Annotated in this window: 13 protein-coding genes; 10 read left to right on the forward strand and 3 right to left on the reverse strand. The window is 59.9% G+C overall.

The annotated features are described in order from the left end of the window. The first annotated feature begins 112 nt into the window (after nucleotides 1–112). The 3 genes from EI969_RS25010 (at nucleotide 113) to EI969_RS25020 (ending at nucleotide 3,590) form a co-directional block, all read left to right on the forward strand. The gene (locus EI969_RS25010; RefSeq protein ID WP_160390127.1) at nucleotides 113–1,471 is read left to right on the forward strand and encodes a nucleobase:cation symporter-2 family protein; all 1,359 of its coding nucleotides are present in this window, start codon (nucleotides 113–115) and stop codon (nucleotides 1,469–1,471) included. 170 nt (nucleotides 1,472–1,641) lie between these two features. Further along, a complete protein-coding gene (locus EI969_RS25015) occupies nucleotides 1,642–2,427 on the forward strand; it encodes an outer membrane protein OmpK (protein ID WP_160390128.1) in 786 nt (261 codons plus the stop codon). 377 nt (nucleotides 2,428–2,804) lie between these two features. Further along, entirely contained in the window at nucleotides 2,805–3,590 is a 786-nt protein-coding gene (locus EI969_RS25020) for an outer membrane protein OmpK (protein WP_160390129.1), read from the forward strand. 44 nt (nucleotides 3,591–3,634) lie between these two features. Here EI969_RS25020 and EI969_RS25025 read toward each other — a convergent pair whose 3' ends face one another. The 3 genes from EI969_RS25025 to EI969_RS25035 all read right to left on the reverse strand — a co-directional run bounded on the left by EI969_RS25025 (nucleotide 3,635) and on the right by EI969_RS25035 (nucleotide 8,668). Continuing rightward, complete coding sequence (locus EI969_RS25025) at nucleotides 3,635–6,430, reverse strand: RHS repeat-associated core domain-containing protein (protein ID WP_160390130.1); 2,796 nt, start codon at nucleotides 6,428–6,430, stop codon at nucleotides 3,635–3,637. A 72-nt stretch (nucleotides 6,431–6,502) separates the two neighbouring features. Further along, nucleotides 6,503–7,672: a patatin-like phospholipase family protein gene (locus tag EI969_RS25030; RefSeq protein WP_160390131.1), complete on the reverse strand. Its 1,170-nt coding sequence runs from the start codon at nucleotides 7,670–7,672 to the stop codon at nucleotides 6,503–6,505. Nucleotides 7,673–7,735: 63 nt separating this feature from the next. Continuing rightward, nucleotides 7,736–8,668 carry a lipid A biosynthesis lauroyl acyltransferase gene (locus EI969_RS25035; protein WP_160390132.1) on the reverse strand — a complete coding sequence of 311 codons (933 nt, stop codon included), beginning with the start codon at nucleotides 8,666–8,668 and terminating at the stop codon, nucleotides 7,736–7,738. Nucleotides 8,669–8,786: 118 nt separating this feature from the next. On the opposite strand from EI969_RS25035, the gene minC reads away from it, so the two are divergent. From minC to EI969_RS25065, 7 genes are all read left to right on the forward strand, one after another. Further along, complete coding sequence (minC, locus tag EI969_RS25040) at nucleotides 8,787–9,524, forward strand: septum site-determining protein MinC (protein WP_150715660.1); 738 nt, start codon at nucleotides 8,787–8,789, stop codon at nucleotides 9,522–9,524. Nucleotides 9,525–9,725: 201 nt separating this feature from the next. Then, nucleotides 9,726–10,538 (forward strand): septum site-determining protein MinD, encoded by an 813-nt coding sequence (gene minD, locus EI969_RS25045; RefSeq protein ID WP_060541535.1) that lies wholly within the window; start codon nucleotides 9,726–9,728, stop codon nucleotides 10,536–10,538. A gap of 3 nt (nucleotides 10,539–10,541) precedes the next feature. After that, nucleotides 10,542–10,796 carry a cell division topological specificity factor MinE gene (gene minE / locus EI969_RS25050; protein ID WP_007974947.1) on the forward strand — a complete coding sequence of 85 codons (255 nt, stop codon included), beginning with the start codon at nucleotides 10,542–10,544 and terminating at the stop codon, nucleotides 10,794–10,796. A gap of 192 nt (nucleotides 10,797–10,988) precedes the next feature. Next, nucleotides 10,989–11,624: an RluA family pseudouridine synthase gene (locus EI969_RS25055; protein ID WP_150715659.1), complete on the forward strand. Its 636-nt coding sequence runs from the start codon at nucleotides 10,989–10,991 to the stop codon at nucleotides 11,622–11,624. Nucleotides 11,625–11,837: 213 nt separating this feature from the next. Beyond that, entirely contained in the window at nucleotides 11,838–13,127 is a 1,290-nt protein-coding gene (locus tag EI969_RS25060) for a M18 family aminopeptidase (RefSeq protein WP_160390133.1), read from the forward strand. Nucleotides 13,128–13,305: 178 nt separating this feature from the next. Beyond that, nucleotides 13,306–13,482: a hypothetical protein gene (locus EI969_RS30305; protein WP_015096128.1), complete on the forward strand. Its 177-nt coding sequence runs from the start codon at nucleotides 13,306–13,308 to the stop codon at nucleotides 13,480–13,482. Nucleotides 13,483–13,560: 78 nt separating this feature from the next. Beyond that, complete coding sequence (locus EI969_RS25065) at nucleotides 13,561–15,717, forward strand: mechanosensitive ion channel family protein (RefSeq protein WP_160390134.1); 2,157 nt, start codon at nucleotides 13,561–13,563, stop codon at nucleotides 15,715–15,717. Nucleotides 15,718–15,719 lie beyond the last annotated feature (2 nt).

Genomic DNA, 15,719 nt, shown 5'->3' on the forward strand with positions numbered 1-15,719 from the left:
ACAAATGATGCGACCGACCCAAAACCTGTAGGAGCCGGCTTGCTGGCGATCAACCGCGAAGCGGTTGCCTGACGCACAAAATCACAAGAATAAAAAAGATCCGAGGTGTTGCATGTCCGAGCTCTCCAAAGCGCGCATCCCCGACGCACCCGCCATTCAGCGTTTGCCCCTCTTGCAACTGATCCTGGTCGGTTTGCAACATGTTCTGCTGATGTATGGCGGCGCCATCGCGGTGCCGCTGATCATCGGACAGGCCGCTGGCCTGAGTCGTGAAGAAATCGCCTTCCTGATCAACGCCGACCTGCTGGTCGCCGGCATCGCCACCATCGTCCAGTCCCTCGGCATCGGCCCCATGGGCATTCGCATGCCCGTGATGATGGGCGCCAGTTTCGCCGCCGTCGGCAGCATGGTCGCCATGGCCGGCATGCCCGGCATCGGCCTGCAAGGGATCTTCGGCGCGACCATCGCCGCCGGGTTCTTCGGCATGATCATCGCCCCGTTCATGTCCAAGGTCGTACGCTTCTTCCCGCCGCTGGTGACCGGTACGGTCATCACCTCGATCGGTTTATCGTTGTTCCCCGTGGCCGTGAACTGGGCCGGCGGTGGTGCGAGCGCCACTCAATTCGGCTCTCCGATCTACCTGACCATCGCCGCGCTGGTGCTTGGCACCATCCTGTTGGTGCACCGCTTCATGCGCGGTTTCTGGGTCAACATTTCCGTGCTGATCGGCATGTGCCTGGGCTATGTGCTCTGCGGCCTGCTCGGCATGGTCGACCTCAGTGGCATGGCGCAGGCGCCATGGCTGCAATTCGTCACCCCGCTGCACTTCGGCATGCCGAAATTCGAACTCGCGCCGATCCTGTCGATGTGCCTGGTGGTGGTGATCATTTTCGTCGAGTCCACCGGGATGTTCCTCGCACTGGGCAAGATCACCGGCCAGGAAGTCTGCCCACGCATGCTGCGTCGCGGCTTGCTGTGCGATGCCGGCGCCTCGTTCTTCGCCGGATTCTTCAACACCTTCACCCACTCCTCCTTCGCCCAGAACATCGGCCTGGTGCAGATGACCGGCGTGCGCTGCCGCTCGGTGACCATCGTCGCCGGCGGGCTGCTGATCGTCCTGAGCCTGCTGCCCAAGGCCGCGTTCCTGGTGGCCTCGATTCCGCCAGCAGTGCTGGGCGGCGCAGCGATTGCGATGTTCGGCATGGTCGCCGCCACCGGAATCAAGATTCTCCAGGAAGCGGACATCGGTGACCGTCGCAACCAGTTGCTGGTGGCTGTGAGCATTGGCATGGGCCTGATCCCGGTGGTGCGCCCGGAGTTTTTCGCCCACCTGCCCGTGTGGATGAGCCCGATCACCCACAGCGGGATCGCCATGGCCACGCTCAGCGCACTGACGCTGAACCTGCTGTTCAACATCCTTGGCGGCGCCGAACGCGCGGCCGTCAATGATTGCCAGGCTCACACGCATTAACAGACACATCACAAACCCTGTAGGAGCGAGCCTGCTCGCGATGGTCGCTAACGATAACGCGTGTTTTCTGGATAAACGCGGCGCTCTGTAGTTCATCGCGAGCAGGCTCGCTCCTACAGGGTCAGCGGCTGCCTGCGCCTTGAAAAAATAAAAACAAGAGGGAGCAACAGATGATTCGGACACAAACCAACCTGCTGTTGGGTGCTGGCCTGCTGGCCGCGAGTCAGGCCATGGCCGGCGATTTATTGCTGTGGCAGACCAACAGCCTGAGCTACCTGTACGGCAAGGATTTCGCGGTCAACCCGTCGATCCAGCAGACGATCACTTTCGAACACGCCGACCGCTGGAAGTACGGCGACAACTTCATGTTCATCGACAGCACCTACTACAACGGCGAGAAAGACCGCAACAAAGGCGTCCACGCCTATTACGGCGAGTTCAGCCCGCGCCTCTCCCTGGGCAAGATCCTCGACCGCCGTTTCGAATTCGGCCCGATCAAGGACGTGCTGCTGGCCATGACCTACGAGAACGGCGAAGACGACACCGAGGCCTACCTGATCGGCCCTGGCTTCGACCTCGCGATCCCGGGCTTCAACTTCTTCACCTTGAACTTCTATAACCGCCAGACCGAAGGCTCGCGCCCCGGCGACGATGTCTGGCAGATCACCCCGGCCTGGTCCTACACCATTCCAGTGGGCAACTCGAGCCTGCTGATCGACGGCTACATCGACTGGGTCGTGGACAACGACCAGAACGCCCATGGCACCTATCACGCCAACCTGCACTTCAACCCGCAAATCAAGTACGACCTGGGCAAGGCCATGGGCTGGCGGGAAAAACAGGTGTACGTCGGCGCCGAATACAGCTACTGGAAAGACAAGTACGGCATCGAAAACAGCGGCAAGTTCGACACCAATGAAAACACCACCAGCCTGCTGGTGAAGGTGCATTTCTGATGCTGCCCCGCAACCGTGCGCCAAACCTGTCGTCGGTGCGCCGTTGCGGAGCACTTGAGACCTGGCCGAGGAGTCAGTATTCTCCGCGGCCGCCCGAATCCGGTTTAAAAAAAAGCCCGGATGTAAAACCTGACCAGCAGGCCAACTTATCCCGGCGCTGGCAGGCACCAAGGCACTCCAAACCCCCTCTCAATCGACTGCTCTTGAGCCGCCGAACGGGAGTTTTTTTGCTTTTTGAAAGCCTTGGCTCAGCTCTTGCTAACAGCACTAAAGCTGACCGAACGGATGATTTATTACCGTTACACGAACAGGTGCCACACCAGAGCGCCGACCTTAAAAAAACAACGTGGAACCACCTACTTTTTGGGAGCAACCGAATGAAACGTACGTGCACTAGCCTGATGCTCGCGGGATCGATGCTGGCAGGGGGCCAGGCCATGGCCGGCGATTTGCTGCAGTGGCAGAACAACAGCCTGACCTACCTCTATGGCAAGGACTTCCAGGTCAACCCGCGCATCCAGCAGACGGTGACCTTCGAACACGCCGATGGCTGGAAGTACGGCGACAACTTCTTCTTCATCGACAAGATTTTCTACAACGGCAAGGAAGACGCTTTCGCTGGCGAGAACACCCACTACGGCGAACTCAGCCCGCGCCTGTCGTTCAACAAGATCTTCGACCAGAAGTTCGAGCTCGGCCCGATCAAGGACGTGCTGCTGGCCATGACCTACGAGTTCGGCGAAGACGACACCGAGTCCTACCTGATCGGTCCTGGCTTCGACCTGGCCATCCCGGGCTTCGACTACTTCCAGCTGAACTTCTACAACCGTCACACCGAAGGCGACCGCCCGGGCGACAACATCTGGCAGGTCACGCCAGTCTGGTCCTACACCGTTCCGGTCGGCGACTCGAACATCCTGATCGACGGCTTCATGGACTGGGTGGTCGACAACGACGTCAACGACAAAGGCGAATACCACGCCAACCTGCACTTCAATCCACAGGTCAAATACGACCTGGGCAAGGCGCTCAACCTGGGCGAAAAGCAGCTGTACGTCGGTGTCGAGTATGACTACTGGAAAAACAAGTACGGGATTGAAGACAGCCAGGGCTTCAAGACTGACCAGAGTGTGACCAGTTTCCTGGTCAAGGTTCACTTCTAACGCTATGTACGTCCCAATCTGTCGGGTAGGCAGGTTGGGACCATCTAGGCAACCGATGCCCTGCGCCGGGGCTTGACTGATGTCCAGCCGCCATCATGATCAGCAGTCGCTACCCGATGGCCGCGACGAAGCAACTCGTTTACTTCGTAGTCACTTTGGATAAGTTTTTGTCCAGGCTGATAGGGAACCCTGCTACCAAAATCCTGGATTTCAACACTCAACGTCGGATTCACCACAGCGCTCATAATTAAACCCGGCCCTGTCCAGTCCGATGTCAAACGCTCACGGGACTTTTCCTCAGTTCTTTTGGTTACCCAACCCACCTCTTCTTCCAACCTGTAGTGATCAATCATTTTTTTTAGAAAACTGGACGAATGTAAGGATCCGGGTGTCGCCGCCAGTACAAAATTACCCACCAAAGAGTCATCGTAAACGTGAGCCAGAAATCCCTCCGGCGCATTGATAGAATCAATTTCCCCACGCGTTGCGACATCAACATCCATGTACAAACCGCCATAGAAATGTAATGCAGCCATTCTGAAAATATCGCTTGCTGCAGCGAGGTTTCGGTACGGGCCATTACTTTCGCGTTGAAATATTGATTGCACTTTATGAGCGTCAGGGAATGTTGTAGCAAGGTCTTTAAACATCTCATCCGGATCGTTAATTTCCAGATGATGTCCATGGTGTTTTGCAAGCCCACGATCAATCGGATCATCACCAGACTCCATGACAGACAACGTATTGAGAATATGGGAAGGCTTGTCTGTCCAGACCTTGATTTGATAGCTGGGATTAAACCTCTTGAAAATCAGCATATTGCCGAGATAATGAGCATCTATATTTCTTCCAGCCCAAAAAAAATGAGCGATAGTCGGCACAGCATTCTGGCCTTCTGTGTCCATCCAGTTGAGCGGATTATTGAACAGCATGAGGAACAGATTGAGACCATCCACTTCACCGGCTGGATCCGCACTGACCCACCGTTGCAGCCACGGCGCATAGTACCGATACCCGTAATAATAAAGCCCCGTCGCATCCCGCTCCTTGCCCGAATAACGAATCGTCTTGTACTTGGCCTCAATTTCACTGGTACCCGCCCACAACGCGGTCCCGCCAAACGGGTAATAAACCTCCCGACTCAGTAGTGCTCCCAACTCATCCAGTTCCAGCGTGCACGAGTTCAGGTGGTCATTCAGGCAAAAACGCAGTTGGTCATTGCGCACGCCCTTGGGCAATTTCCCAACCCAGTGCAAGGCCCGCACATGGCTAAGCCCCGCCTCGACACCGAGCACCTGCCGCTCTTCGCCGGTAGCTGTATCACGATGGATCTCCAGCCCCGGCAAGTAACGAACTTCAGCTCGCAGCGTGCGACAAGCAGTCTCCGTGAGTCGGACTTTTCTCAGTCGATGCCCGGGACTGTCGTAGAAATAACACTCGGTATCGTCAGATCCATCTTCACGCCGGACCATCGTCACGCGACTCAACTGATTACGAATGTCCCAATTCATTTCCTGGCCGCGCAACAGCTCCCGCTGATTGCCGTTGGCATCAAAGCCATCCGCCAGATTGCCTTCATCCGCAACGCTGCGATTGCTGCCAAGCGAAGTAAACATCTCGAAGGTTTCCACACCGCTGTGGTGGCGGGTTTGCAGATTCCCGGCAGCGTCGTAGTTGAATGTCTGGGTGTAATTGCGCAACTGGTTGGGGTCCAGTGGCGTGGTTTGCCAAGCAGGTAAAGCGGGGCCATGACCGGGTTGGCTGACTTCCCGGCCAGTGGCCTCGACCAGTTGATACAGGCTGTCATAACGATAGCGATTGATCGGCTCGATGCGCCGTTGGTTGAAGTAGCGGGTCACCGCCACCTTGTCTTCGACGCTGGAGATATTGCCGACCGGATCGTAGGCATATTCGAAGTGCTGGAGCGGCGTGCCTCGGGCATCGCAAGACAGCAATCCGGTCAGCCGCCCATCTTCAGCCGCGTATCGGGCAGTAGCCAGAACACCATTTGCCGCACGCTCACTATTAACCTTGCCAAGGGCGTCGTAACGGATGTCACCCACCAACACTTGAGGAGGATCGATAGCGCCAGCCAACCTCAGTCGGATCTCAAACAACTCGCCAGACAGGTTGTAATCGAAGGTCCGGCGGTTTTCCCCGGCGTCCGTCTGGCAAAGCATTTGCCCTGAAGGCCCATACTGTTGAGCCGTCCTGAAAACTTCGTCCTCCAGCCGTGTATCGGCAGATTCAGATGACCAGTCCGGCGGGGCCAGATCAAGCAAGAAACGGGTCTCTTCGGTCAGATGCAATCCAACCACACCATACTCGCAAAGGCTGCGCCTGCCAGCCGGATGGTCATGACGAATCAGTTGGCCGCACTGGTTGTGCAGCGCAAACTCAGCACCCGCCCCTGCGTAAGCAAAATGCTCAGCGACACGCGGCGACTCATCCTTCATCTGCTCTGTCACGGTCGTCGGACGCTGAAGCTCATCGCACTCAGTATGCCGCTGACTCCCGCGACCGTCCCAAAAGGAACGGGCCATACCGGCCTGATCCAGCAAGCTCAGTTGCCAACCGGCATCGACACTGTCCACCAGCAGCGGCTGACTCTGTAGATTGTGCGTCGTGGCGAGGTTCGGTCTTGGCGCCGTGCCCCACAATCGTGGATCCCAGGAAGCCACCAGCCGTCCGGCAGCGTCAAAGTGATTGCGGGTGATGCGAGTCTCAATGGACGGGTTCAGCGGATGACGGCAATACGCGACATTTCGCACAGCCAAACCGCGCGAATCCGACACCGACAAGGTTGGTGTGTGAGCATCAATCCATTGCGCAGCCGCCATCTTCGAACCCTCAACAAATCGGGTCCAATCTGTGCGAAAAACTCGGCAACATCTACTGTCAGATCTGACAGTTCAAACGGTTTCAGCCACCGAGAGCCCCAGAAACCGACTCAACTCCCCCCGTTTGGCCAATGCATCCCGCCGCCCCAACTCGATCAACTCGCTGCAATACCCCGCCTCGAACAACAAATAACTCAGCACCCCTGCCCCGCTGGTCTTGGTCGCGCCCGGTCCGCGCAGGAACAGGCGCAACGCCGCCGGCAATTCCTGGCGATGGCGCGCGGCAATCTCGTCGATCGGCTGGCTCGGTGAAATCACCAATACGTCCACTGGCGCCACACCCAGTGCCCGGGTCGGCGTGCCGTCGGGCATCAGGTGACTGAACTGGTTCAGGCGCTGCAACAGCTCGATGTCGCTTTCCAGGCTGTCAATGAACGTACTGTTGAGCATGTGCCCGCCGATCTGCGCCAGGGTCGGCTGCTGGCCGGTGTAGCTGCGCTGCAAGGGTTGTTGCGGGTCGACGCCGCGGGGGTTGCCGCTGACGCCCACCACCAGCACCCGACTGGCCCCCAGGTGCAGCGCCGGACTGATCGGCGCCGACTGACGCACCGCGCCATCGCCGAAATACTCTTCGCCGATTTTCACCGGGGCGAACAGCAGCGGAATCGCCGAACTGGCGAGCAAGTGCTCGACGGACAGTTGGGTGGGAACGCCAATGCGGCGATGGCGCAACCAGGGGTCGATCTTGCCGCCGCCCTGATAGAAGGTGACCGCCTGGCCGGACTCATAGCCGAATGCCGTGACCGCCACCGCATGCAATTGCTTCTGTGCGATCGCTTCAGCGATGCCGCCCATGTGCAGCTTGTCGTTGAGCAAATCGCGCAGCGGAGAACTGTTGAGCAGCGCCACCGGCATGTGCCTGCCGATGCCGAGCAGACTGTGGCTGACAAAGCGGCTGGCCTGGCGGATCACCCCGGGCCAGTCGCTGCGCAGCACCAGATGACTGCGAAAGCCCTGCCAGAAGGCCGTCAGGCGTTCGATGGCGTTGCGAAAGTCCATTGCCCCGCTGGCGAGGCTGACGGCGTTGATCGCGCCCGCCGAGGTGCCGACGATCACCGGAAACGGATTGCTCGCCCCCGGCGGCAGCAATTCGGCAATCGCCGCCAAAACCCCGACCTGATAGGCCGCCCGAGCCCCGCCACCGGAAAGAATCAAGCCTGTAACCGGTTCGCCTGGACTCATGCGCAACTCTCCATGGTGCTTGACGGGATTTGGTTGTTTCGACCCATTCCCCTGTATCGGGATTCAACGACGCTTGGCGTACAGCTTCGGCTCGCCCGGCGGGCGGCTCTTGAAGCGGCGGTGGGCCCAAAGGTATTGCTCGGGATACTCGCGCAGCACGCTTTCGATCCATTGGTTGATGCGAATGCAGTCGACTTCTTCGGTTTCGCCGGGGAAGCCTTCGAGCGGCGCATGGATCACCAGGCGATAGCCGCTGCCGTCCGCCAGACGTTCCTGGGTGAACGGCACCACCAGCGCCTTGCCCAGCCGCGCAAACTTGCTCGTGGCGGTGACGGTCGCGGCCTGAATGCCGAACAGCGGCACAAAAACACTTTGCTTGGCGCCGTAGTCCTGGTCCGGTGCGTACCAGATCGCCCGGCCGGCACGCAGCAACTTGAGCATGCCGCGCACGTCCTCGCGCTCGATGGCCAGCGAATCGAGGTTGTGCCGCTCGCGGCCCTGGCGCTGGATGTAGTCGAACAATGGATTCTTGTGCTCGCGGTACATGCCGTCGATGGTGTGCTGCTGGCCAAGCAGCGCCGCGCCGATTTCCAGGGTGGTGAAATGCAGGGCCATCAGGATCACGCCCTTGCCTTCGCGCTGGGCCTGCTGCAGATATTCCAGCCCTTCAACGTGAGCGAGAGTCGCCAGGCGTTTGCGCGACCACCACCAGCTCATGGCCATCTCGAAAAACGCGATACCGGTAGAGGCGAAGTTTTCCTTGAGCAGGCGTTTGCGTTCGGCGGCGGTTTTTTCAGGGAAACACAGTTCCAGATTGCGCTTGGCAATGCGCCGTCTGTCGCCGGCCACGCGATACATCAAAGCGCCCAGGACACGACCGACCCACAACAGTGCCGGATACGGCAACTGGACGATCAGCCACAACAGCCCCAGACCACACCACAGCGGCCAGAAACGTGGAGATAGAAATGCTTTACGAAAACGCGGGCGGTCCATTAATGCTTCCGGAATGACAATGGCCGCGCATTCTACATCGTTCGACCCGGCTTGCGGCCTGCGGGCGTTCTCGTTATAAGTCTCGGCACTTTTAGTGACAAGTCGTTGTATGCCGACCATGAGCCAAACCGAACCGCTAGACCAAGATCCCGTGTTCCAGTTGAAGGGCAGCATGCTGGCCATTACGGTGCTGGAACTGGCCCGTAACGACCTCGAAAGCCTTGATCGGCAACTGGCCGCCAAAGTCGCCCAGGCGCCCAACTTCTTCAGCAACGCGCCGCTGGTACTGGCCCTGGACAAACTCCCGGCCAACGAAGGCGCGGTCGATCTGCCAGGGCTGATGCGCGTGTGCCGCCAGCATGGCCTGCGCACCCTGGCGATCCGCGCCAGCCGCATCGAAGACATCGCCGCCGCCATTGCGGTCGACCTGCCGGTGCTGCCGCCGTCCGGTGCCCGCGAGCGTCCACTGGACCTGAGCGAAGGCGAACCGAAGAAAAAACCGGAAAAGCCGCCCGAGCCGACCGTCAAACCGACGAAAATCATCACTTCGCCAGTACGCGGCGGCCAGCAGATTTATGCCCAGGGCTGCGATCTGGTGGTCATCTCCTCGGTCAGCCCGGGGGCGGAACTTCTCGCCGATGGCAACATCCATGTATACGGCCCGATGCGTGGTCGTGTGTTGGCCGGCGTCAAGGGCGACACCAAGGCGCGGATTTTTTGTCAGCAAATGAGTGCTGAACTGATTTCCATCGCCGGGCATTACAAGGTTTCCGAAGATCTGCGCCGCGACCCGCTATGGGGTTCGGGCGTGCAGGTCAGCCTGTCCGGCGACGTGTTGAACATCATTCGGCTTTAACGGATACTGCCGCATTTTCCAAGCATCTCTAAAACGTAGCGAATACGGCTCAAACGAAGTAGGAAAAAGGCCAAAAGCAGTGTTTACCGGGGGTAAACGCCGCTATAAACCGAATTCCAGCCAAGGCTGTCCGACTGCAGTAGTTTTCAGGAGATGTTTTTCAGGGGCTGGAAAGTCCTTCTTCCTTAGGGGTGAAACACCTTGGCCAAGATTCTCGTGGTTACATCCGGCAAGGGTGGTGTGGGTAAGACCACCACCAGCGCCGCTATCGGTACCGGCCTCGCTCTGCGCGGCCACAAAACAGTGATCGTCGACTTCGACGTGGGCTTGCGTAACCTCGACCTGATCATGGGTTGCGAGCGCCGCGTGGTGTATGACTTCGTCAACGTGGTCAACGGCGAAGCCAACCTGCAACAGGCCCTGATCAAAGACAAGCGCCTGGAAAACCTCTACGTGCTGGCCGCCAGCCAGACCCGCGACAAAGACGCGCTGACCGTCGAAGGCGTGGAAAAAGTCCTGATGCAACTCAAGGAAGACTTCGAGTTCGTGGTCTGCGACTCCCCGGCGGGCATCGAGAAAGGCGCCCACCTGGCCATGTACTTCGCTGACGAAGCGATCGTCGTGACCAACCCGGAAGTGTCCTCCGTTCGTGACTCGGACCGCATGCTCGGCCTGCTGGCCAGCAAGTCCCGTCGCGCCGAACGCGGTGAAGACCCGATCAAGGAACACCTGCTGATTACCCGTTATCACCCGGAACGTGTGAGCAAAGGCGAAATGCTCGGCGTAGAAGACGTCAAGGAGATCCTTTCGGTGGCCCTGCTCGGCGTGATCCCTGAATCCCAGGCGGTGCTCAAGGCATCCAACCAGGGTGTTCCGGTGATTCTCGACGACCAGAGCGATGCCGGCCAGGCCTACAGCGATACCGTTGACCGCCTGCTGGGCAAGACCGTGGATCATCGATTCCTCGATGTACAGAAGAAGGGATTCTTCGAGCGCCTGTTTGGAGGCAACTAAGCAATGAACCTTTTTGACTTCTTTCGTGCCAACAAAAAGCAAAGCACCGCGTCGGTAGCGAAAGAGCGTCTACAGATCATCGTGGCGCACGAACGCGGCCAACGCAGCACCCCGGACTACCTGCCGGCCTTGCAGAAGGAACTGGTCGAGGTGATTCGCAAGTACGTCAATATCGGGTCCGATGACGTGCATGTCGCACTGGAAAGCCAGGGCAGCTGTTCGATTCTGGAACTCAATATCACCCTGCCTGATCGCTGAGTCGATCCGGCTGGAGCCACGGCGGCTCGATCATTCGAAACGCCCTCCCTGTAGGAGCTGGCTTGCCAGCGATAGCTTCAACGCGTTGCAACAGTCAGACCGCGTTGCCTGCATCGCCAGCAAGCCGACTCCTACAAAGAGGGGCGTGAGAATGATCGAGCCGCCGTTGGCGTTTGTTACGAGGCTGTTTTAATGCCGTTGTCCAACATTCACATCATCCATCAGGACGCCGCCGTACTGGTGGTGAACAAACCGACCCTGCTGCTCTCCGTCCCTGGCCGGGCCGACGACAACAAGGACTGCCTGATTACCCGCCTGCAGGAAAACGGCTACCCGGAAGCGCGAATCGTCCACCGCCTGGACTGGGAAACTTCCGGCATCATCCTGCTGGCTCGCGATCCGGACACTCATCGCGAGCTGTCCCGGCAGTTTCACGACCGCGAAACCGAAAAGGCCTACACCGCCCTGTGCTGGGGTCAACCGGAACTGGACAGCGGCAGCATCGACCTGCCCTTGCGCTACGACCCACCGACCAAGCCGCGGCATGTGGTCGACCATGAATTCGGCAAACATGCGCTGACCTTCTGGAAAGTGCTGGAACGTTGCGGCGACTGGTGCCGCGTCGAGCTGACGCCGATCACCGGTCGCTCCCACCAGTTGCGCGTGCACATGCTCTCGATTGGTCATCCGCTGCTGGGCGACGGGCTCTATGCCCATGAGCAGGCCCTGGCGGCCTGGCCGCGCCTGTGCCTGCACGCCAGCATGCTCAGCTTCACCCACCCGCAAACCGGCGAGCGCCTGCGCTTCGAGTGCCCTGCCCCGTTTTAAGCATAAAGACACAACACCTGTGGGAGCGGGCTTGCCCGCGATGAGGCCGGCACATCCAGCATTGATGCTGACTGACACTCCGCTATCGCGGGCAAGCCCGCTCCCACAGGGTTTTTCTTCAGATTCAATATCAGAGCCGGCTCCAACATCAGCCCACCGCCAATTCCCTGACCAATACGTTAAACTGGCGCCATTGCTGTCTGGAGCTACTTTATGCGCGAAGAGTTGAACCAAGGCCTGATCGATTTCCTCAAGGCCTCCCCTACCCCGTTCCATGCCACCGCCAGCCTCGTTCAGCGCCTGGAAGCGGCGGGCTATCAACGCCTCGACGAGCGCGAACCGTGGAATACCGAAGCCAACGGTCGCTACTACGTCACCCGCAACGACTCTTCGATTGTCGCGATCAAGATGGGCCGTCATTCGCCGCTGCACGGCGGCATTCGCCTGGTCGGCGCCCACACCGACAGCCCGTGCCTGCGGGTCAAGCCGCAACCGGAACTGCAACGCCAGGGTTTCTGGCAACTGGGTGTGGAAGTCTATGGCGGCGCGCTGCTGGCGCCGTGGTTCGACCGTGACCTGTCCCTGGCGGGCCGCGTAACCTTCCGGCGTGATGGCAAGGTCGAAAGCCAGTTGATCGACTTCAAGGCACCGGTCGCGATCATTCCGAACCTGGCGATTCACCTCAACCGTGAAGCCAACATGGGCTGGGCCATCAACGCCCAGACCGAACTGCCGCCGATCCTCGCGCAGTTCGCCGGTGACGAGCGCGTGGACTTCCGTGCAGTGCTCACCGATCAACTCGCCCGCGAACACGGCCTGAACGCCGACGTGGTGCTCGATTACGAGCTGAGCTTCTACGACACCCAAAGCGCTGCGGTCATTGGCCTGCACGGCGACTTCATCGCCGGTGCGCGCCTGGACAACCTGCTGTCGTGCTACGCCGGCCTGCAAGCACTGCTGACCGCCGAGACCGACGAGACCTGCGTGCTGGTCTGCAACGACCACGAAGAAGTGGGCTCCTGCTCGGCCTGCGGTGCCGACGGTCCGATGCTCGAGCAAACCTTGCGTCGCCTGCTGCCCGAGGGCGATGAGTTCGTACGCACCATTCAGAAATCCCTGCTGGTTTCGGCGGACAACGCCCACGGCGTGCACCCGAACTACGCCGACAAGCACGATGCCAACCACGGCCCGAAACTCAACGCCGGCCCGGTGATCAAGGTCAACAGCAACCAGCGCTACGCCACCAACAGCGAAACCGCCGGGTTCTTCCGTCACCTGTGCATGGCTGAAGAAGTGCCGGTGCAAAGCTTCGTGGTGCGCAGCGACATGGGCTGTGGCTCGACCATCGGCCCGATCACCGCCAGCCACTTGGGCGTGCGCACCGTGGACATCGGCCTGCCGACCTTCGCCATGCACTCGATCCGCGAACTGTGCGGCAGCCATGACCTGGCGCACCTGGTCAAGGTGCTGAACGCGTTCTACGCCTGCCGCGAGTTGCCGTAACCCCCGCAATACTCTGTAGGAGCGAGCTTGCTCGCGATGGACGTGAACGATGACGCTGGACGTCTGACACCCCGCGGTGCTCTCTAGTCCATCGCGAGCAAGCTCGCTCCTACAGACAGACAACACCAGGCAAAAAAGCCGCCTAGACTTCAAATACCCCTTCGACAAGGCTGTCTCCATGATTTCGATGTCCTCCTTCCACGCCATGCTGATCCCGATTCTCGCCGGGATGCTCCTGCTGGCCGTTGGCTTCAACTTTCGCGACAAAAATGCCGGTGTGTTCGCCATGTGGATCGGCATGCTGACCATTCTCGCGACCGTGGTGATCAAGATCCTCGCCAAACTCAACGAATAAATCATCGCCCTTGGCTCGCATTGAATTTGACGGGCTCGTACACTCGGTCGATCCGCTCCCTGCGAGGTTGACCGCCTAGTGTTCGCTCGTCTTTTTGCCTTCCCGTGTATTTTCCTGGTCTGCCTGATGACGCTGCTGTCGGTCGCGCCTGTCCAGGCGGCCGGCCTGCCAAGCCTGCTCAACAGCCAGGCCAAGGCACAGCCCGAAGCCCAGGAACCGCTGGGGCAATCCCTGGACGAAGTGATCAAGTCACTGGAAAACGACCAGCAGCGCGCCAAGCTGCTGGCCGACCTGAAAAAGCTCCGGGACACCACCAAAAAAGCCCAGCCGCCTGCCGAAGAAGGCGTGCTGGGCCTGATTGGCGGAACCTTGACCAATATCGAGAAGAAGTTTTCCGGCGACGACAGCCCACTCACGCGCTGGTCCAGCGAGTTCGATCAGGCCGGCGAAGAATTGGCGGCTCTGGCCTTGCCGGCCAATGAATGGCTGCCCATGCTGTTCGCCTTCGCCATGATCCTGATGGTCTGGAGCCTGCTGGCCGCCGCACTGATCTGGATCAGCCATCGCGTGCGGATGCGTTTCGGCCTGACCGAAGAACTGCCGCAGCACCCTCGGGCCCTGGACATGTTGCGCTTCGCCTTGCGCAAACTCGGGCCATGGCTGATCGCCCTGGTGATCACGGTCTACATGAGCTACGCCCTGCCCTCGTCCCTGGGCAAAAGCCTGGCCATGGTGCTGGCCTATGCACTGGTGGTCGGCACCTGCTTCTCGGCCATCTGTGTGATTGCCTTTTCGCTGCTCGACGGCCCGCATCGCCACCGCGCCTTGTACATCCTGCGGCACCAGGCGTTCCGGCCGCTGTGGCTGATCGGCAGCTTCGCCGCGTTTGGCGAAGCGCTGAGCGATCCGCAACTGGTCGACAGCCTCGGCAGCCACCTGGCCCATACCGCCGCGACCGTCGCCAATGTCCTCGCCGCGCTGTCCACGGGGCGCTTCATCCTGCGTTTCCGCCGGCCGATCGCCCACCTGATCCGCAATCAGCCGCTGTCCCGACGCCTGACCCGCCGCGCGCTCAACGACACCCTGTCGATTCTCGGCACCTTCTGGTACGTGCCGGCGCTGGTGCTGGTGGCCATCTCGCTGTTCGCGACGTTCATCTCCGCCGGCGACACCAGCACCGCCCTGCGCCAGTCGCTGATCTGCACCGTCCTGCTGGTGTTGTGCATGGTCATCAACGGCCTTGTACGCCGCCACGCCCTCAAACCCCAGCGCGGCGTCCGGCGTTACGCCGTGTATTCGGAGCGTCTGAAAAACTTCTTCTACACGATCCTCCACCTGTTTGTGTGGCTGGCGTTTATCGAACTCGGCCTGCGGGTCTGGGGCATGTCGTTGATCCGCTTTACCGAAGGCGATGGCCACGAAGTCAGCGTCAAGTTGTTCAGCCTCGCCGGCACGCTGCTGTTCGCCTGGCTGATCTGGATTCTCAGCGACACCGCCGTGCATCACGCATTGACCCGCTCGCGCAAAGGCCTGGCCAATGCCCGTGCGCAGACGATGATGCCGCTGATCCGCAACGTGCTGTTCGTGGCGATTTTCATCGTCGCGCTGATCGTCGCCCTGGCGAACATGGGGATGAACGTCACGCCGCTGCTGGCCGGTGCCGGCGTTATCGGCCTGGCCATCGGCTTTGGTGCGCAGTCGCTGGTTGCCGACCTGATCACCGGGTTGTTCATCATCATCGAAGACTCACTGGCCATCGACGACTACGTGGACGTCGGCGGCCACCTCGGCACGGTCGAAGGCCTGACCATCCGCACCGTGCGCCTGCGGGACATCGACGGCATCGTCCATACCATTCCGTTCAGCGAAATCAAAAGCATCAAGAACTACTCCCGGGAGTTCGGCTACGCGATCTTCCGGGTCGCGGTGCCGGCCAGCATGGACATCGACAACGCGATCAAACTGATGCGCGAAGTCGGCCAGAAAATGCGCACCGACCCGCTGCAACGGCGCAACATCTGGTCGCCGCTGGAGTTTCAGGGCGTGGAAAGTTTCGAGTCGGGCAACGCGATCCTTCGCGCCCGCTTCAAGACCGCGCCAATCAAGCAATGGGAAGTGTCACGAGCGTTCAACCTGTCGCTCAAGCGGCACATGGATGAAGCCGGGCTGGACCTGGCGACCCCGCGGATGAGCATTCAGGTGATGACCGCCGGTGGTGGCCCGCAAAACGAATAGCC

It is taken from the genome of Pseudomonas sp. PB101 (genome assembly GCF_009764265.1).
GTDB lineage: Bacteria > Pseudomonadota > Gammaproteobacteria > Pseudomonadales > Pseudomonadaceae > Aquipseudomonas.